The organism is Burkholderia sp. AU19243 (genome assembly GCF_018148075.1).
Taxonomy (GTDB): Bacteria; Pseudomonadota; Gammaproteobacteria; order Burkholderiales; family Burkholderiaceae; genus Burkholderia; species Burkholderia latens_A.
On record NZ_JAGSTV010000007.1, the window covers coordinates 334,308 to 351,161 of the forward strand.

16 protein-coding genes and 1 tRNA gene are annotated in these 16,854 nt (G+C 65.4%); 7 read left to right on the top strand and 10 right to left on the bottom strand.

What is annotated here, in order from left to right; genetic code table 11:
• Nucleotides 1–79 precede the first annotated feature (79 nt).
• Nucleotides 80–1,180 carry an alpha/beta fold hydrolase gene (locus tag KDW55_RS16430; RefSeq protein ID WP_212160260.1) on the bottom strand — a complete coding sequence of 367 codons (1,101 nt, stop codon included), beginning with the start codon at nt 1,178–1,180 and terminating at the stop codon, nt 80–82.
• A 122-nt stretch (nt 1,181–1,302) separates the two neighbouring features.
• Here KDW55_RS16430 and KDW55_RS16435 point away from each other — a divergent pair, with 122 nt between their 5' ends.
• The 3 genes from KDW55_RS16435 (at nt 1,303) to KDW55_RS29645 (ending at nt 3,985) form a co-directional block, all read left to right on the top strand.
• Entirely contained in the window at nt 1,303–2,244 is a 942-nt protein-coding gene (locus tag KDW55_RS16435; RefSeq protein ID WP_212160261.1) for a LysR substrate-binding domain-containing protein, read from the top strand.
• Nucleotides 2,245–2,639: 395 nt separating this feature from the next.
• Nucleotides 2,640–3,872: an MFS transporter gene (locus KDW55_RS16440; protein ID WP_040144618.1), complete on the top strand. Its 1,233-nt coding sequence runs from the start codon at nt 2,640–2,642 to the stop codon at nt 3,870–3,872.
• Complete coding sequence (locus tag KDW55_RS29645) at nt 3,863–3,985, top strand: hypothetical protein (RefSeq protein ID WP_040144619.1); 123 nt, start codon at nt 3,863–3,865, stop codon at nt 3,983–3,985. The genes KDW55_RS16440 and KDW55_RS29645 overlap by 10 nt, the downstream gene beginning before the upstream one ends.
• 226 nt (nt 3,986–4,211) lie before the next feature.
• Here KDW55_RS29645 and KDW55_RS16445 read toward each other — a convergent pair whose 3' ends face one another.
• Nucleotides 4,212–5,192 carry an acetyltransferase gene (locus KDW55_RS16445; RefSeq protein ID WP_212160262.1) on the bottom strand — a complete coding sequence of 327 codons (981 nt, stop codon included), beginning with the start codon at nt 5,190–5,192 and terminating at the stop codon, nt 4,212–4,214.
• Nucleotides 5,193–5,994: 802 nt separating this feature from the next.
• Between KDW55_RS16445 and KDW55_RS16450 the strand changes: the two genes are divergently transcribed.
• Nucleotides 5,995–7,356, top strand: coding sequence for an MFS transporter (locus KDW55_RS16450; protein ID WP_040144620.1), 1,362 nt, complete (start codon nt 5,995–5,997; stop codon nt 7,354–7,356).
• A complete protein-coding gene (locus tag KDW55_RS16455) occupies nt 7,343–8,392 on the top strand; it encodes a beta-propeller fold lactonase family protein (protein ID WP_212160266.1) in 1,050 nt (349 codons plus the stop codon). Before KDW55_RS16450 ends, KDW55_RS16455 begins: the two co-directional genes overlap by 14 nt.
• Nucleotides 8,393–8,496: 104 nt before the next feature.
• On the opposite strand, the gene KDW55_RS16460 is transcribed toward KDW55_RS16455, so the two are convergent.
• Complete coding sequence (locus KDW55_RS16460) at nt 8,497–9,534, bottom strand: AraC family transcriptional regulator (RefSeq protein WP_212160268.1); 1,038 nt, start codon at nt 9,532–9,534, stop codon at nt 8,497–8,499.
• A gap of 225 nt (nt 9,535–9,759) precedes the next feature.
• Here KDW55_RS16460 and KDW55_RS16465 point away from each other — a divergent pair, with 225 nt between their 5' ends.
• A complete protein-coding gene (locus KDW55_RS16465; RefSeq protein WP_212160269.1) occupies nt 9,760–10,893 on the top strand; it encodes a fatty acid desaturase in 1,134 nt (377 codons plus the stop codon).
• 68 nt (nt 10,894–10,961) lie between these two features.
• Here the strand turns inward: KDW55_RS16465 and KDW55_RS16470 are convergent, their stop codons facing one another.
• Nucleotides 10,962–11,582 carry an HAD family hydrolase gene (locus KDW55_RS16470; RefSeq protein WP_212160270.1) on the bottom strand — a complete coding sequence of 207 codons (621 nt, stop codon included), beginning with the start codon at nt 11,580–11,582 and terminating at the stop codon, nt 10,962–10,964.
• 246 nt (nt 11,583–11,828) lie between these two features.
• Here KDW55_RS16470 and KDW55_RS16475 point away from each other — a divergent pair.
• Nucleotides 11,829–11,919 (top strand) — tRNA-Ser (locus KDW55_RS16475).
• A 220-nt stretch (nt 11,920–12,139) separates the two neighbouring features.
• Here the strand turns inward: KDW55_RS16475 and KDW55_RS16480 are convergent.
• The 6 genes from KDW55_RS16480 to KDW55_RS16510 all read right to left on the bottom strand — a co-directional run bounded on the left by KDW55_RS16480 (nt 12,140) and on the right by KDW55_RS16510 (nt 16,640).
• Complete coding sequence (locus KDW55_RS16480) at nt 12,140–12,388, bottom strand: hypothetical protein (RefSeq protein WP_212160272.1); 249 nt, start codon at nt 12,386–12,388, stop codon at nt 12,140–12,142.
• A gap of 12 nt (nt 12,389–12,400) precedes the next feature.
• The gene (locus tag KDW55_RS16485; protein WP_212160273.1) at nt 12,401–12,643 is read right to left on the bottom strand and encodes a hypothetical protein; all 243 of its coding nucleotides are present in this window, start codon (nt 12,641–12,643) and stop codon (nt 12,401–12,403) included.
• A 66-nt stretch (nt 12,644–12,709) separates the two neighbouring features.
• The gene (locus KDW55_RS16490; RefSeq protein ID WP_212160274.1) at nt 12,710–13,153 is read right to left on the bottom strand and encodes a hypothetical protein; all 444 of its coding nucleotides are present in this window, start codon (nt 13,151–13,153) and stop codon (nt 12,710–12,712) included.
• Between the two features lie 131 nt (nt 13,154–13,284).
• A complete protein-coding gene (locus KDW55_RS29440; RefSeq protein WP_249173871.1) occupies nt 13,285–13,605 on the bottom strand; it encodes a hypothetical protein in 321 nt (106 codons plus the stop codon).
• Between the two features lie 777 nt (nt 13,606–14,382).
• Nucleotides 14,383–15,714: a hypothetical protein gene (locus tag KDW55_RS16505; protein ID WP_212160278.1), complete on the bottom strand. Its 1,332-nt coding sequence runs from the start codon at nt 15,712–15,714 to the stop codon at nt 14,383–14,385.
• A gap of 11 nt (nt 15,715–15,725) precedes the next feature.
• Complete coding sequence (locus KDW55_RS16510; RefSeq protein WP_212197993.1) at nt 15,726–16,640, bottom strand: tail fiber domain-containing protein; 915 nt, start codon at nt 16,638–16,640, stop codon at nt 15,726–15,728.
• Nucleotides 16,641–16,854: the final 214 nt, after the last annotated feature.

A 16,854-nucleotide genomic window follows, 5' to 3' on the forward strand; every position in this document is an offset into this window, starting at 1 on the left:
GCAATTGCCGTATCGCGAACTCGCCGTTTCGTCGACGCGTTCGCCCGATGGCTGGACGGCCAGAACGGGATAGGCCCGTTCAGCCGTGTGCGACGGCACCCTGCCCGCCGCTTCCCGCTCGGTCCGCGCGCCGCGCCGGATGGGATGCGTGCACGCGGCCCGGCGCGTCGGCCGACAACGCGCCGTGCCGCAGCCAGTCGAGCGCGACGGGCCACAGCGTGTCGGTGAAGCGACTGTGGAAGAACGCGAAGTGGCCGATCGCATCGACGCCGATGTCGCGCGGGGCGATCCGCAGGTGCGTGACGTCGCTGCCCGTGTAATAGCCGACGAGCCGCTCGATCGCGTCGATCGTGCCGAATCCGTCGTCGTCGATGCCAATCGCGAGCATCGGCGCCGACAGCCGCGCGAACCGGGACGGCAGCGCGGCGCGGCTCGCGGCGGGCTCGGCGAGCACGCCGCGCGTGTACGCGTCCTCGAAGCGCGCTTGGGCGCGCACCCACGACAGCGCGACGCCGCGCGGCGTGTCCTCCATCCAGCCGAGCCGCTTCGCGGGCACGTAGCCGAACACGGCTGCTAGGGCCGGCATCGCGACATGCCACTTCCACCACATGCGCCGCCGCTCCTCCGGCCGATAGTCACGCCAATACGCGTATTGCGCGCCGACGGTCACCACATGGCGCACGTGCACATTCGACGCGGCGAGCCCGAGCACGCAGCCGCCGATGCTGTGCGCGACGACGTCGAGCGGCTGGCCGGGAAACGCGTCGCGTGCATACTGCAGCGCGGCCTCGCAATCGAGCCGCCCCCAGTCGAGCCAGTTCGCGCGCAACGTCGACAGCCGCGCCGGGCGCGAACCCCCGATTCCGCGATAGTCGTACACGAGCACGTCGCGGCCCTGCGCGAAAAGCCACGCCGCGAAACGGAAGTAATAGTCGCAACGCACCGACGTAGCGCAATTGACGACCGTCACGGGCCGCACGGCGGCGCCCCCGCGATGCCGCCACACGTAGCCGCGCAGCGGGTAGCCGTCGGCAGCGGTCAGCGTCACGGGCTCCGGCGGCAACGCACCCGCGGGGCGAACTGCTGCCTGGTCGGCTGCTTGATCGGCTGCTTGATCGGCTGCTTGATCGGTCGCTCGGGCGGTGCGCGCCGCGCCGCCTGTTTCGTTCGAAATCGTCATCCTGTCTCCTGTCCGGCGCGCTGCATCGCTTGGCGCCCGGCCCGGTCGGGCAGCCTCCATTGAACTTGACGACCGCGGCGTTCTCAACCAATCTTGCTGATCCGTTCGCATGAGTTCCACGCATGTCAACGCCGCTCGTTCGTCTCCCGTCGCTGGACCTCGTGCGCGGTTTCGTCGCCGTCGGCCGCCGCATGAGCATCACGCTCGCCGCGCAGGATCTGTGCGTGACGCAGTCGGCGGTCAGCCGCCAGGTGCATGCGCTCGAAGCGCATCTCGGCATCGCGCTGCTGCAGCGCGGCTATCGGAAAATCGCGTTCACGCCGGAAGGCGAGCGCCTGTTTCGCGCCGCGGATGCCGCGCTGCTCAGCCTTCAGGACACCGTCGCCGCGCTTGCCGCCGCGCGCGAACGACAGCCCGTGACGATCACCGCGAGCATCGGCGTCACCGCACTGTGGCTGCTGCCACGGCTGGGCCGGCTGCAGGCGCGCCTGCCGGACATCGACCTGCGCGTGGCTGCGAACGACAAGGTACTCGATTTGCGCGCGGAAGGCATCGACCTGGGGATCCGCTACTGTCCGCGCGAGCGCGCACCGGCCGGCGCGCTGCATCTGTTCGACGAGATCGTCGTGCCGGTCGCACACCCGGCGCTGGCCGAGCGGCTCCTCACGGATACGGCCGCGATCGCCGACCAAGTGTTGCTCGAATTCGACGGCCCGCCGCAAACGCAGCTGCGGTGGCACGCGTACCTGCACGCGGCCGGACTCGGCGAAGTGCGCCCGAAAGGCGTGCTGCGCTTTAACCAGTACGATCAGGTGATTCAGGCCGCGATCGCAGGCCAGGGCGTCGCGCTCGGACGGCTCGCACTCGTCGAGCCGATGCTCGCGGACGGCCGGCTCGCGGTGCGCGGCCCGCAGTCGCATGCAGTGCCGGATGCATACGGTTACTGGCTGTTCCGTCACGATCGGACGCCGCGCCGTGAAGTCGCCGACGTGCTCGACTGGATCGTCGCGGAGGCAGCCGACTGCGACACCGCGATCCGCGAGTATGGCGCGACGCTGCGGTAGCGGCGCACAAGTGTCCGCGTCGAGCCGCTGCGCGTGCGGCGGGTCACGTCGAGACGCGTCACGCGATGCGTCGATCTCGCGACGCCCCGCTGCCTCGCGGGCCCGTCGCACCACATCGGTTCCCGGGGGTTGTAGAGGGCGCCACGCGCTGCGCTTTCGTTTCTCGCGTTTCTCGCGTTTCTCGCGTTTCTCACGTTTCTCGCGTTTCTCGCGTTTCTCACGTTTCTCGCGTTTCTCGCGTTTCTCGCGTTTCTCGCTTCCCCGCGCATCACCGCCGTCGCATTCCCTACGAGCATGCGAACGCGACCAAATCGTCGCTTGAACGACATCGGGCCGGATCGTCTAATCGGATCGAACGCGGCCATCGCGCCGCATGCACGCATCCGGAGACACGCATGACCCCGATCGAACAAGACGCCCGGCGCCGCTGGCTGCCGGTGCTCGCGGGCGGCCTGATCATGGGCGCCGCGCTCGGCATTCGCCACGTGCAGGGATTGTTCCTCGCACCCGTTACACTCGACCACGGCTGGTCGCGCGAAGCGTTCGGCCTCGCGCTCGCGCTGCAGAACCTGATCTGGGGCCTCGCGCAGCCGTTCACCGGAATGATTGCCGACCGCTTCGGGTCGGTGCGCGTGATCGTCGCCGGCATGCTGCTCTATGCGGCCGGGCTTCTCGTCATGGCGCTGGCTGCGTCCGCCGGCGTGTTCACACTCGGTGCGGGGCTCGTAATCGGCATCGCGCTGTCGGGGTCGGCGTTCGCGTCGATCTACGGCGCGCTGAGCCGGTTGTTCCCGCCCGACCGGCGCAGCTGGGCGCTGGGCGTCGCGGGCGCGATCGGGGGGCTCGGCCAATTCTGCATGGTGCCCGTCGCGCAGGTGCTGATCGGACACATCGGGTGGCAGCATGCATTCATCGCGCTCGCACTCGTCGCCGGTATGCTCGCGCCGCTCGCCGTCATGGTGCGCGACCGGCCCGCACAAGCCGCGAATCGCGTGGAAGGTCACGAACAGTCGATCGGCGCGGCCGTGCGCGAGGCGTTCGCGCATCGCGGGTTCTGGCTGCTGAATGCCGGTTTCTTCGCATGCGGGTTCCAGTTGGCGTTCATCGCGACCCACCTGCCCGCGTATCTGCTCGATCACGGCCTGCCGGCTCGCCACGCCAGCGTCGCGCTCGCGCTGATCGCGCTGACCAACGTGGCCGGCACTTATGCATGCGGCCATCTCGGCGGCCTGCTGCGGCGCAAGTATGTGCTGTCGGTGCTGTATCTGGTCCGCGCGCTCGCGATGGCCGCATTCGTCGCCGCGCCGTTGTCGCCGGTCAGCGTCTATGTATTCGCCGCGGTGATGGGCTTCACGTGGCTCGGCACGGTGCCGCTGACGAACGGCGTGATCTCGCAAGTATTCGGCGTGCGTTACATCGCGACGCTGTTCGGCTTCGTGTTCTTCGGGCACCAGCTCGGCAGCTTCTTCGGCGTATGGCTCGGCGCGATCGTGTACGACGCAACGCATTCCTACCTGCCGCTGTGGATCGGCTCGATCGCGCTCGGCGTGCTGGCGGCGCTCCTGCATCTGCCGATCGACGACGCACGCGTCGCGCGGCCGGCGCCGAGCAAGCCGGCATGGGCGTGATACGCGCGTTGCTCGCCGCCGGCGTGCTCACGTTCGTCGCGTGGTGCGGCGCCGCGTACTTCGATTCGGGTATCGCGCTTGCGTTGCTCGAGCGCGCGGCGTTCTGCGACTGAGCGCTACGTGCGGCCTTGCGCGTCCGAATGCGCGACGACGCCGGATGGTCGTACGCAGCGACGTTCCGCCAGCAGGGCGAGCCAGCAATGCAGCGACTAGCGCGCCGTCGCCCGCGTCGTGGACATACATGCACGCATGCGGGCGGCCCGGCGCCGCCGCGCGGGCTTCGCGAGCACACAGGTACCGCACCGTCAAAGCACGGCGCGGACATCACTCACATGCGTGTCAATCGAGACGGAATGCCGCTTCGAAGCGTTCGGCGAATGCGTCGAACTCGGCTTCCGGCAGATGATTGATGCCGCCCGCGCGCTTGCGGCCGCCGCCGGTCGGAAAACCGCGGCAGAATTCGTCCGCGCCGAGCGGCCGGCCGTCGGGCACGCGCACACTGACCACGAGCCCGCCTTGTGCACGCGGCGACAGTACTGCGAGCGCCGCATGTGGCGCGTTGCGCATTCGCTCGTTCGCGAGCATCCCCGTCGCACGTCGTGCCCACGGATGATCCGGCATCCTGATCAGCGTCGCGCCCGGCACGTCGCGCAGAGGCGCGACCGTACATGCCCGCGCCAGATCGTCGCGATAACCGTCGCGCAGCGCCGCGAATACCGGCGTGCCGTGCACGAAGTCGAGCGGGTCGGCGCACGGCAACATCGCGTCGGCGAGCACCGCCGGATCGAAATGCAGATCGGCGACGCAATTACCATACGCGTTGTAGTTCAGATAGAGCCCGAGTTCGGCCAGCGTACGGCGTTCGGTGGCGTCGATCGCGTGCTCGCGCGCGAGCGCGTTGCCCAGCGCCGGCAATTCGTCGCCGAACGCCGCGACGATCGCCCAGCGCACGTGCCGGCCGCCCAGGTAGCCGTTCACGAGCGCGCTCGTGCAGACGTCGGCGGCCGTGTCGATATGGGCGTCGAAACGCGGATCGCCGGGCAGTTCGCCCGCGAAGTGATGGTCGAAGTAGCGGACCGCCGCGCCGTCGCGCAGCATCCGCGCACATGCGTCGCGATTCCGGTCGTGGGAAACGTCGAGCACGGTCACGCGATCGCCGGCCCGTGCGTCGATGCGCTCGAGCAGCGTGATGTCGCGCTTTACGCCGGTGACCAGCGTGCCGCGCTCGCCCTCCGCGAGCCGCAGCTGCTGCAGCGCGCACAGGCCGTCCGCGTCGCCGTTGAACGCGAAGAAATGCCGCGCCTGCGGTCGTTCCTGCATGATCCGTTGCTCCATTGTCAGCACATGCACGCGCCGCCGCTCGTGTCCAGCGTCGGTCACACGGATACGGTGGCCGCGGAGTTCGCGCGCACGGCATTGTGCCGCAACCGCACGCGCAGCCGCCAACGTCTCTTTCGAAACAGCGTAATCCGCTTCGCCTGCAAACGGCTTGCGAGTGGCATCCGTGTCAATCGTCACCATCGCGCCGCGCTTGCGTCGCTTCGTGTGCGGGACGATCGCCTGCGTGAGCGCCACATTGTCCGCCGCGTCGGTGCCGCGCCCCGCTCACCCGCGGCGAGGTCGCCTTCGTCGACCGCTTCGGCGAAGTACCGCGCGCGAATGCGCTATTCGCGACCACGTCCGTCCGTTCGACGCGCACGACGGTCCGCACGCCGAGCGAACGGGACCGCGAATCACACTACCCGCATGCGACCTGTACGAAGCCCTGTGCGGCGTGGCAAACCGCGCTCCGGAAAGACGGACGAACAGCTTCGTAGCGGATGGGGAAGTAATGCCACGCGCGGGTGCTGGCTCGCTACTGCATGCCGCTGAATGCCCTCGTGAATCGCGAGCCTGCGACGGGGTAGCACGGCGATCTGCGTTATGTCATAAGTCATCGTATGTTTTAAAACATGACAACCACTCGCCACACCGCAAAAATACCGGATAATCCCGGGTAAACCCGGGACGTCAGCGTCGTACGCCCAGCGTAACATGTCATACGACGACATACTACACAGCTCGCCATTTCGACGCCGACGCGGGCCGCCGCGTCCCGCTGGCAAACCGACCGGAGACACCCTTGACCACCCCCGCCCTGCGCGGCCGCGACCCACTCGCGTCCGCCGTATCCAAAGTGAAGTGGCATGTGTTGCCGCTCGTGCTGATCATGTTCATCGCGAACTACATCGATCGCGTAAACGTCGGCTTCGTCGACCGCCACCTCGAAGCGTCGATCGGCATCGGCGCGGCCGCATACGGGCTCGGCGCCGGCCTGTTCTTCGTCGGCTACGCGCTGTTCGAAGTCCCGTCGAACCTGCTGATGCAGCGCTACGGCGCGCGCGTCTGGCTCGCGCGGATCATGGCGACGTGGGGCATCGTCGCGGCCGCGATGGCATTCGTGTGGAACGACACGTCGTTCTACGTACTGCGCTTCCTGCTCGGCGCGGCCGAGGCCGGCTTCTTCCCGGGCGTCGTGCTGTACCTGTCGCAATGGCTGCCGCCGCAGGAACGCGGCAAGGCGATGGCGATCTTCCTTGGCGGTTCCGCATTCGCTTCAGTGCTGTCGGGGCCCGTGACCGGCGCGTTGCTGTCGATCCATGGCTACGGCCTGCAAGGCTGGCAGTGGATGTTCGTGATCGAAGGGCTGTTCTCGGTCGCGCTGTGCGGCGCGTGCTGGCTCTTGCTGAAATCGCACATCCGCGATGCGACGTGGCTCACTGCCGAAGAACGCGCGGCGCTCCAGAATGCGCTCGATGAAGAACGCGCGACGCGCGACGTGCGCTCGAAGGCGCACGTGTCGGCCGTGACGCTGCTGCGCGACCCGCAGATCGTGCTGTTCTGTTTCCTGTATTTCTCGATTCAGTTGACGATCTACGCGGCGACTTTCTGGCTGCCGACGATCATCCGCAAGATGGGCGGCCTCACCGACTTCCAGGTCGGCCTGTACAACACGATTCCGTGGATGATCGCGATCGGCGCGATGTACGGCTTCGCGCTGCTGTCCGCAAAGTGGAAGCATCCGCAGCGCTGGCTGTCGTGCGCGCTCGTGCTGGCCGCTTGCGGCTTGTTCGCGTCGACGTCGCACGATCCCGTGTGGTCGTTCGCGTCGATCTGCTTCGCCGCGCTCGGCTTCAAGGCCGCCTCGTCGCTGTTCTGGCCGATCCCGCAAGGCTACCTCGACACGCGCGTCGCCGCGGCCGTGATCGCGCTGATCAACTCGATCGGCAACCTCGGCGGCTTCGTCGCGCCGACGGCCTTCGGCTATCTGAAGCAACATACGGGTTCGATCACGGGCGGCTTGTATGCGCTCGCGATCGCATCCCTTGTCGCCGCGGTCGCCGCGCTGTTCGCCCGCACGCACCGGCGCAGCGACCCGCCGCGCGGGCTGCCGGCCGACGAATCCTTCACGAACACCGCGATGCTCCGCCATGCCGAACACTGACCGCCTGACCGTCGTCGTCTCGAATGCCGCCGACGGCAACCTCGCCACGTTCTCGCTTGCATCCGACGGCGCGCTGGCGCCGCTCGCCCGCTACCCGACCGGCGACGCCGTAATGCCGATTGCCGTGCAGCCCGATCGTGCGCGGCTGTACGTCGCGACGCGTGGTGAACAGCCGGCGATCGTCGCGTTCCGCGTCGCCCCCGGCACCAGCGCGTTCGCCCGCATCGGCGCGACCGCGATCGACGCAAGCCATGCGTATCTGTCGCTCGACCGCAGCGGCCGGTGGCTGCTCGGCGCGTCGTACGGCGGCAATTCGCTGACCGTCTACGATGCCGCGCGCGTGCGCGACGGCGACGGCGCGCCGCTGCAGGTCGCGAACGGCATCGCGAACGCGCATGCGGTGATCGTGTCGCCGGACAACCGGTTCGCTTACGTCAGCTCGCTCGGCTCGGACCGGATCTTCACGTTCGCGCTGGTCGAGGATGCCGACGGCCTGCGTGCGGTCGAGCACGGCGAAACGCGCGTGCCTGCCGGCTTCGGGCCGCGCCATCTGCGCTTCGCGCGCGACGGCCATGTGCTCGTCGCGGTCAGCGAATTCCAGGCGACGCTTGCGACGTTCACGCGCAATATCGATAGCGGGCGCCTCGGCGACGCCGAGGTCAGCGCGCGCCACCCGGCCGTTGCCGGCCTCCCGCAAGGTCATGCGCGGCCGCCCGCGCCAAGCGAACCGTCCGTCTGGGCCGCCGATCTTCACCTGACGCCCGACGAGCGCTTCGCGTACGTCAGCGAACGCACGTCGAGCCAGTTGCTCTGCTATCGGCGCGATGCCGACGGCTCGTTCGAACCCGTCCACGCGAGCGCCACCGAAACGCAACCGCGCGGCTTCGCGATCGATCCGTCCGGACGATGGCTCGTCGCATGCGGCGAGCAATCGGAATATGTATCGGTCTACGCGATCGCGCCGGACGATGGCACGCTCGCGCTGCATGCCCGTGTGGCCGGCGGGCGCGGCGCCAACTGGGTTGCAATCTTCTGATCGTTCGACGGTCCAGCGAGCGCGTGTGCGTTCGCATTTCCGGATCGAGCGATGCCGTCAGGACGACGTGCAGCGGCGAGCCGCGCCCGCGCGCCGGCCCGTCGTCAGCGCCGCTCGCTCGGCGCGACGCCGGTCCAGCGCTTGAACGCACGCGTGAAATTCGCGCGATCGGTATAGCCGACCCTCGCCGCGATCTCGTCGACCGGCAAACGCGTGCCCTCGAGCAACCGCAGCGCATCGCGCAACCGGATCTCGCCGAGTAGCGCCGAATAGGTCGTGCCGAATTCCGCAAGCTTGCGTTTCAACGTGCGCGCCGACACGTACAGCTCCCGCGCGACCTCGTCCACCGATGGATAGCCGGCGTCGCCGCAGATCAGCAGGTTGCGCACGCGATCGACGACGCTTTCCGCATAGCCGAGGCGCGCGAGTTCGGCCTCGCACTGCTGGACGATCATTTGCGCGGTCTGCGCGTTAGCGGTGCCGATCGGCTCGTCGAGCAGCGCAGCGTCGCAGCGGATCCGGTTTGCGCTCGCATTGAAATGACAGCGCGGCAGCCGCGCGCGATAGCGCTCGAACCACGGCGGTTCCGGCCATTCGAAATGCAGCTCGGCACGCGACTGCAGCGTGCGTCCCGGTGTGGGATCGAGCAGCGAGTTGAACAGGATCGCTGTCTCGACCAGAAAGTTTTCCACCGCGAATTGGCGCAACCGGCCTAGCGGAAACGCCTCGAGCACGTCGATATCGACGATCCCGTCGAGCTGCGCGAGCCGCACCGAGAAAAACGGCACGCGCGTGGGCAGATAACGGATGCCGAGCGCGATCGCTTCGCCAAGCGTCGCGCAACTCATCAGCCCGAAGCCGATCAGCCCGGATTTCGTGAGACTGCTGCGCAGCCCAATCTCGATCGCGATCGACGGATCGTTCGTTGCGTCGAGCAGGTTGAACACGATCGCCGCCTGCTGCAGCGGCGTGATGCGCGCGTCCGGCTGTGCGAGCCGGTCACGGGCGACACCCGAGCCGGCGAGGATGCGGCCCGCGTCGATGCCGCGCTCCTCGGCGAGCATCAGCATGAACAGTGCATACGCAGACGATACCGTCGCCTTGTTCAACTGGCGCGCGGCATCCGGGGCGGACAAGGCCATGCGGCGAACTCCGGAGCGGTTTCGGCAGATTGTAGCGTCGCTGGCCCACAATGACACCGCGGCGGGTCTCTAGCCTGCCGACGCCCTGTCGCCGGTCCGAGCATCAATCGATGTGGCCCGAAATGACACCATCATTGGCACCGACGGCCCTCGCGTGTGCTGCCGCGCGCACCTATGCTCGTCACATCGGCATTGCGCCCCACTCTTTCCGCCCGACTCGAATCGATGCGCCCATCTGCACGAACCCCCTTTCGCCACGATGCCGACAAGGTCGCGTATGTCCGCCGCGAGGTCAACGCCGCGAGCGATGCGATCCGCGCGCGCTTTCCGCTGCTCGACAACCAGGACCTCGTCGGCGCGACCGTGATGGCGGCGTCGGTCGGCGCGATGCTCGCGATCGCGTGGCTGTATACCCGCGGCGCGATCGCGTGGTACGTCGCGCTGCCGCTCGCCGCGTTCGTCACGTCGCTGATCCATGAGCTCGAGCACGACCTGATCCACCTGATGTACTTCAAGAAGACGCCGTGGGCGTATCACCTGATGATGGCGCTGTGCTGGCTCACGCGGCCGGGCACGATCAACCCGTGGACGCGGCGGCGCATGCATCTGCATCACCACAAGGCATCGGGCGGCGAATCGGATCTCGAGGAATTCGGCATCACCAACGGCGAACGTTGGGGCGTGAAGCGGCTGCTGATGATCGCGGACGGGATGCTCGCCGTCGTGCTGCGGCCCGATGCGATGCGCCGCAAGGTCAGACAGTACGTGGCCGCGCAGCCGGCGCAGGATCCCGTCGAACGCGCCCGCTTGCGCATCGAGCAGGTGTCGTCGTACATGCCGATCGGACACATGTACTACGCGCTGTGGCATGCGTTCATCGTCTATCACGCGGGACTGTTCGCGCTGCATGCGCTGGGCCATGCGGTGACGATGCCAGCCGTCGTCCAGCAGGTGATGCACGTCGTCGATTTCCTCGCGGTCGTGTGGCTCGGGCCAAATTTCCTGCGTAGCTTCTGCATCAACTTCGTCAGCTCGAACCTGCATTACTTCGGCGACATCGATTCGCGCAACGTGATCCAGCAGACGCAGGTTCTCAATCCGTGGTGGATGCTGCCGTTCCAGCTGTTTTGCTTCAACTTCGGCAGCACGCATGCGATTCATCACTTCGTGGTGCGCGATCCGTTCTATATCCGGCAGCTGACTGCGCGCACCGCGCATGCGGCACTGCGGGAAGTCGGTGTGCGGTTCAATGATGTCGGCACGTTCAGGCGCGCGAATCGCTGGGGCGCGTATCGTCCCGTTGATTCCGGTGATTCCGTTCGCCCCGGTCGTCGCGTTCGCGCAGTGCGCGGCGGCTAGCGGGTCGACGTGTGATGGCGGGCGGGTGCGAGCGCGCCATGGCGGTCAGGTCTTCGGGCCGTATCTCGTCAGTCGCCGATGGGCAGCATCGGTCCGTGCCCGCGGATCCACGCGCGGTTCGCGAGTTCGGCCATTTCCTTGTCGCCGCGGCTATCGCCGTACGCGAACAGTTGCGCCGGCGGCCGATTACCCCACCAGCCGCGCAAACGCACCACCTTCTGCGGCCCCCAGCAGTTCTCGCCGTTCAACCGCCCGGTGAACGCGCCGCGCTCGAACGCGAGGCGCGTCGCCAGAACGGTGTCGATACCGACCGACTTCGCCCACTTCTCCAGATATACCGACGGCGACGCACTGACCAGCACGACCTCGTGCCGGCGCGCCTGATGTTCACGCACGCGTTCGAGCATGTCCGGACGCACGAGGTTCGGCAGATAGTCGTCGACGAACCGGCGCGCCAGTGCGTCGAGCGCGTCCTCGCGAATCGGCCCGAGCGCGAACCACGCGAACTTCGCCTTCGCATCGCCGCGCGACAGCAAGCCGGCCTTCATCGCGACGAGCCACGGCAGCGCGCGCAGGCCGGCCCACGCGAAGCGCGGTGTACCGACCGCATAGCGGACGAAATGACGAAAGCTGTCGGTGGTCGTGATAGTGCCGTCGAAATCGAATGCGGCGACGATGCGGTCGGTCATGGAAGGCTGCGGAAACGGTCGAATGCCGGGGAAGATAGCAGAGTCGGGCCGGCGTGCCACTGTTATCGCAGATGCACGCGCCGGTGGCGCGCGGCGTCGGAGCCGGCTTGCATGCGTCGTCGGGCTGCATGTGACCGGCGGACGCACGCCGGGTCGCGCACGGTAGCGGGATTTCGGGCCAGGTTCGGGCGATTGTCGAAGGGAGTGGCGAGCCGCCGCCAGAGTTTGCTATACTCTCGGTCTTCCGGAGAGATGGATGAGTGGTTTAAGTCGCACGCCTGGAAAGCGTGTATAGGTTAATCGCCTATCGGGGGTTCGAATCCCCCTCTCTCCGCCAGGACACTAGTAAAGACGGGCCTCTCGGCCCGTTTTTCGTTTGTACCCGCCAAAGAACCCGCCAATCGGCAGCTCGACTGCTCTCGCTCAAACGGCACTTATCGTGAGCGACTGCTTCCCTCTCGATTCCCTCCAGTTGCACCGGTACGATCTCCGCCATCATAAAAGATCTGGCGCGGAAGCCATGGGTATCAGCGACACTGCGGGAAGTCCGGCCAGCTTCAGTTGCGTGCGGCGCCGTCGAGCATGTGGGCGGCGATCGCGTGCGCGGACGTAGCCAGATCGGCCAGGTGACCGAAGAACGCCGCCTTCAAGTCGCTTGTCAGTTGCCCAACGTCTCCAGTCTGGGACAGCACGAGCGACGCTCGCAACACACCGAGCAAGCGGTTTAGGCGTTCGACTTCAGCCGGCTCAAGGTCCGTGAATAACGGAACGCGCGACGCGACGTGTGCGATTCGATCTTGCGTCATTCCTCTCTCCCGCTACGACCGCGCATCGTGCGCAGACACGCCAACCATCGCGCGCAGCGCGTAGATTTCAACCGTCAGGCATTGCGCATGGGCGTTCGCGATCGAGGATTCAGCGATCAGCGCAGCCGCATCCCTTCCGGTCAGGTGCCTGACATGAACCATGGTGACACACCGTTCAGCAGTGGTGCGTAATACGCGCCGCCGCTCCTCAAGCTGCTGAATCCTGCAACGCACGTCGTTTAGCAGATCGGGCATGTTCGGTATCGAATGGTTGGGTCATGGTGTCGCGATCGCGCGATGAACGCGACTGTCGCGACCAAGTTAGGCGGCCGCCTTCTCTACCGAGCCGGCCGGTGAAGAGCGCGTTGAGCGCCCACGGGCCACCGCAGCCTGGGCGGCGACAGACAGATCTGTGGCAGGCGTGCGCTCCTTCACTTCGTTCTCGAGACGACCGCCCAACCGCTCCACCTCGCCCGCAAGCATTTGCGCAGCGACTTCACCGAGCGACAGAAGCGATTCGACTGTCTCAGCGGGCAAAGGGGGATCCGCCGATTCGTCGTCGTCCCGCTGCGCCCATGCGATTTCCTCTAGTCGATTCAGCTTTGCGATCCTGCAGATCTGCTGCAGCCCCCGCGACACTGCGACAGTCTTGGACGCGATGTCGAGCAGCGCCCAGGTGTTCCCGAGGCGACCTTCCCTTGCCGCTTCGATGACACGATCCGAGAACGGCCCGTCTTCCCACGCGATGAAATTTTGGCGGCTCATTTCTTCCTCCAGTTGGTTTGAACACGTCGCCGGTAACCGCGGCCTCTCGATTTGATACCGGGAGCTTGCTGCACGAACCAAGTATGGACCACCGTGGTTCCATTGTCAACACCACCGTGGTCCACTAATATTTAGCCATGACGCGTGAAGATCCCCAGATGAAAGTGCGACTTCCAGTCGATCTCAAGGATCGACTGACGGATATCGCTACCCAAAATGGCCGCTCGCTGAATGCCGAAGTCGTAAAGCGACTCGAGGACAGCGTGGCTAGTGATGGTCATCCGGCACGTGCGGTCGAAATAGACGTTCGAATGCTCGACCTCTTCGCGGAAAAGGTTGGCGAGGTGCTCGATAGACGAGAGAGCCGGCGCAAGGGCCCCTGATAAGGCAATTCTTGCATTGCCGACTTGCTTTCCAAGGGATCGCAGCTCCCGCGCTTTTGACGGCATCAAGCGGAGACCTTCCCCGCCTTATTGGCCCGGCGGGTGCCGGTATCGGACATGTTGTCCCTCAGCATCCGCCACATCTCCGCCAATCGCTGAGACTCACCATTCGGCCGTTTCATCCTCCGACCGACACACCGCGCGACACTCATACGCGCGCGGACGACCAGTAATCACCATCGGTCGCAATCGCCACGCAATCTCACAGCACGCCTCGACAATCCGCTCTAAGACGGCAACCTCCGCGGTCGGCAATGCATCGCAATGCGTCTTCGGGAGATCACTCATGAATGCCTCTCGGCGGACTGGGAGGTACCGGCTCTTGGTCAAGGTACAAGCATCGGGCCGCCTGGTACGACGCAGACGCGGCTTCCGGAGTCTCGAACGTGCCGAGATGTATTGGCCAATTTTCGACGCTAATTGTCGCTACAAAGCCATTCTTCGAATGGGCAGCCTTCACGCCCTTGGGCAGTTGCCGCGGTCTGACGCGAAGGTGGCGGTTCGCTGCGCTCTTGGTCAGGATCTCCAGATTCTCGCGGCGATTATCAAGCCCATCGCTATTCCGGAATCTGACAACATACCCGTCCTCTGGGCGCATAATTTCTCTCTGCATCTGAATCGATGTCTGCCTCCCAGTAACTGCGTTCGTCGCGGCTCGATATGCGTACCAAAGTTCGCCGGACTTGTTTACGTATCGCGCTGCATACCATTTGAATCGCAGCAGGTGTTCAAAATCTTCGTCATCGACGATCGCCACTTTTCCTCGAGTCAGTGGTATCTCTTTCATCACTGGTACTCGTACACAATTACGAACCCAGCGCCGCCAGCGAAACCGGCCACTCCACTCGAGCTCTGACCTATTGCGCTACCAAAGCCACCGAATCCGTAGCCGGTCGTGTACGCACCCCACGATGAAATGCCGCCCTGCACAGGCCAGTATTGGGTTGCGCTCAATGCAGCGCCAACTTGGCCAGCAGAGCCGGGGCGCGAGAGAATCATCGTTGCACCGCTAACGGTGCAAGCGGAAGGTGCGGCAGCACCGCCATTCGCTAGCGGAGGCGTGCTCGCGGCCATCGTGGCGCCCCCGATTCCGCCGGGGCACGAGACGATCGAGCCGATGCTGGTCGTGCCGCCCGTGCCGCCCGTTCCCGCCGCTGCACCAGCCGCACCCGTTGTCCCGATCGTCACCGTTTGCGCGCTCGGGCTCGTCCAATACGCCTCGGCATACGAGCCAGCCGAGCCGCCTTGCGCGATCGAGACTTGGCCGGATCCGGTCGTCGTCGATCCACCACCACCACCGCCAGGTGCTTGCACGCGAATGATCGCTCGCCCGGTGCCGGACGTCGGTGTGTACGTGCCGCCAGCCGTGAACACCTGAACGCCGAGCAAACGTCCCGTGATTCCGGAAACGGTGCCGGTCGCGGTCAGGTTGCCGACCGTCAGCCCGTCCGGCATCGTAACGACACCAGTCGAATTGCTGATGGAAATCGGTTGGTCAACCTGCGATCCAGAGTTGAATCGACCGATGTTGAGGTTGTTGCTGCTCGTCTTCTGAATGATCCACTGGGTTGTGCCGTTCGACGAGAATTGAGTCGTAGCCGACCCGGTCCCGCTGGTGTCGTTCAGGATGACGTTCGGGTTTGCATACCCGAGCGTCGTATTCCCCGTGAACGTGGCCGCGCCCAGCGTCGGGCTCGTAGCGAATACGAGTGCCCCGGTCCCCGTTTCGTCAGAGATCACGCCGGCTAACTGCGCCGACGTTGTCGACGCGAACTGCGCGAGCGTGCCGGTCGTCAAGGCAAACGTGGTGCCGCACGAGATGCCCGTGCCGCTCGTGTATTTCAGCGCACTGTTCGACGTGCTGCAGCTCGGCATCGCGAATGCGGTCGGGCTCGCACTTGACCCCGTCGCATTCGCGAGAATCGTATTCGCGGCGATCGCCGCAATGCCGTTGACGCCGATACCACCCCATGCCGGCGAGCTTGACGAGCCCGTCGAAACGATCGCCTGGCCGGCCGATGAGCCGGCCGGATTCAGCAATTGGACGGGCGTGTACGTCACACCGAAAGCGAACGCGGAGAGAAGGGCGCAGAGCGCCCCGATGAAAATTCGTTTCATCTTGGTTCCGATTACTTGGATGGGTTGGATGCGGCAAGACGTGCCAGCGTGCGGCGAGTGAGGGCGGCCTCGAGGAACAAGCATTGGTCGCTGCGAATGCCCATCCGGTTACCAGCTGCGACGACGAGCCGCATCTTTGACGTCGGTCGACCGTCTTCGTCGAGAACGTTCGTCCACTGGTCGGTCCATTGATCGTGGCACAGCAAACCGTACTTGAACGGATCAAGGCCATGCTTCTCGAATGCCTGCTGGATTTGCTGAGCAATCACACCGATATGCGTTCGCGCTGCGTCATCGCCCTTCGCCATGACCGAGTCGATCCACTGGTATTGCACGAACTCCACATCGGCCCATGCATCGAGTAGTTCGTCGGTGATCGGCAGCGGACGGGTCTTTTCGCGAGCGTCCGATGTGTTGATCGTGCCGATCCCCGAGTACAGCTGGGACGTGCGAAGCGATGCCGAGCCGAGCGGATATACGTTGTCCGCCGCCGGTGAAATCGTGCCGTTTCCGTCGATGTACCAGCGATCGACGAACGCGCCGCTGTTGTAGGTGCTGAACCATGCCTGCGACGATTCGGAACCGAGTGTCCCATTCACCAGCCGCGCCCCCCAGCGCCATTGGACCTGCGGGCCATATGCCATTTGACCGCTGAGAGTGACACTGCCACCAACAGTAGCTGCCGTGCCGCGCGGATCGACGATGTTCAAGTCCGTTGCGGACCGGCTCTGGAACAGAGGCGTCGTCGTGTTTGTCAGGTCAACATAACCCCCTTTATTGACCAGAGCGCTAACTGCCGAGTTAGCATATGTAATCGGATTCGCAATGCTCTTGAAGGAGAGATTGTCATACTCCCCATAGACAGTACCAGCACCGAAAGCGATGCCGATCGTGCCGCTGTGGAACGTGGTGTCACTGATAATCAAGGCGCCGGCGTCGACTTGAATGTTCGTGCCAGCAGCATTGAAGTTGCAATTCGTAATCCGTACTTCTGGCCATGTCCCCGTGGTGTTTGGAGCAGCCCCCTGAAACGCCGGACACAGTCACCCACTTACAATAACGGGTAGGCATAGGACTGTGTTTTTGACTAACACTAGGCAGGAAGTGATGGAAGTGTTGACGGGCCCGGAGCGTCGGCGG

Bases quoted from the DNA above. Each gene is read 5' to 3' on its own strand.
- KDW55_RS16490 (WP_212160274.1), bottom strand. From the start codon at position 13,153: ATGAGCCGCCAAAATTTCATCGCGTGGGAAGACGGGCCGTTCTCGGAT.
- KDW55_RS16485 (WP_212160273.1), bottom strand. From the start codon at position 12,643: ATGCCCGATCTGCTAAACGACGTGCGTTGCAGGATTCAGCAGCTTGAG.
- KDW55_RS16465 (WP_212160269.1), top strand. From the start codon at position 9,760: ATGCGCCCATCTGCACGAACCCCCTTTCGCCACGATGCCGACAAGGTC.
- KDW55_RS16480 (WP_212160272.1), bottom strand. From the start codon at position 12,388: ATGACGCAAGATCGAATCGCACACGTCGCGTCGCGCGTTCCGTTATTC.
- KDW55_RS16505 (WP_212160278.1), bottom strand. From the start codon at position 15,714: ATGAAACGAATTTTCATCGGGGCGCTCTGCGCCCTTCTCTCCGCGTTC.
- KDW55_RS16455 (WP_212160266.1), top strand. From the start codon at position 7,343: ATGCCGAACACTGACCGCCTGACCGTCGTCGTCTCGAATGCCGCCGAC.
- KDW55_RS16445 (WP_212160262.1), bottom strand. From the start codon at position 5,192: ATGCAGGAACGACCGCAGGCGCGGCATTTCTTCGCGTTCAACGGCGAC.
- KDW55_RS16460 (WP_212160268.1), bottom strand. From the start codon at position 9,534: ATGGCCTTGTCCGCCCCGGATGCCGCGCGCCAGTTGAACAAGGCGACG.
- KDW55_RS16430 (WP_212160260.1), bottom strand. From the start codon at position 1,180: ATGACGATTTCGAACGAAACAGGCGGCGCGGCGCGCACCGCCCGAGCG.
- KDW55_RS29645 (WP_040144619.1), top strand. From the start codon at position 3,863: ATGGGCGTGATACGCGCGTTGCTCGCCGCCGGCGTGCTCACGTTCGTC.
- KDW55_RS16440 (WP_040144618.1), top strand. From the start codon at position 2,640: ATGACCCCGATCGAACAAGACGCCCGGCGCCGCTGGCTGCCGGTGCTC.
- KDW55_RS16435 (WP_212160261.1), top strand. From the start codon at position 1,303: ATGTCAACGCCGCTCGTTCGTCTCCCGTCGCTGGACCTCGTGCGCGGT.
- KDW55_RS16470 (WP_212160270.1), bottom strand. From the start codon at position 11,582: ATGACCGACCGCATCGTCGCCGCATTCGATTTCGACGGCACTATCACG.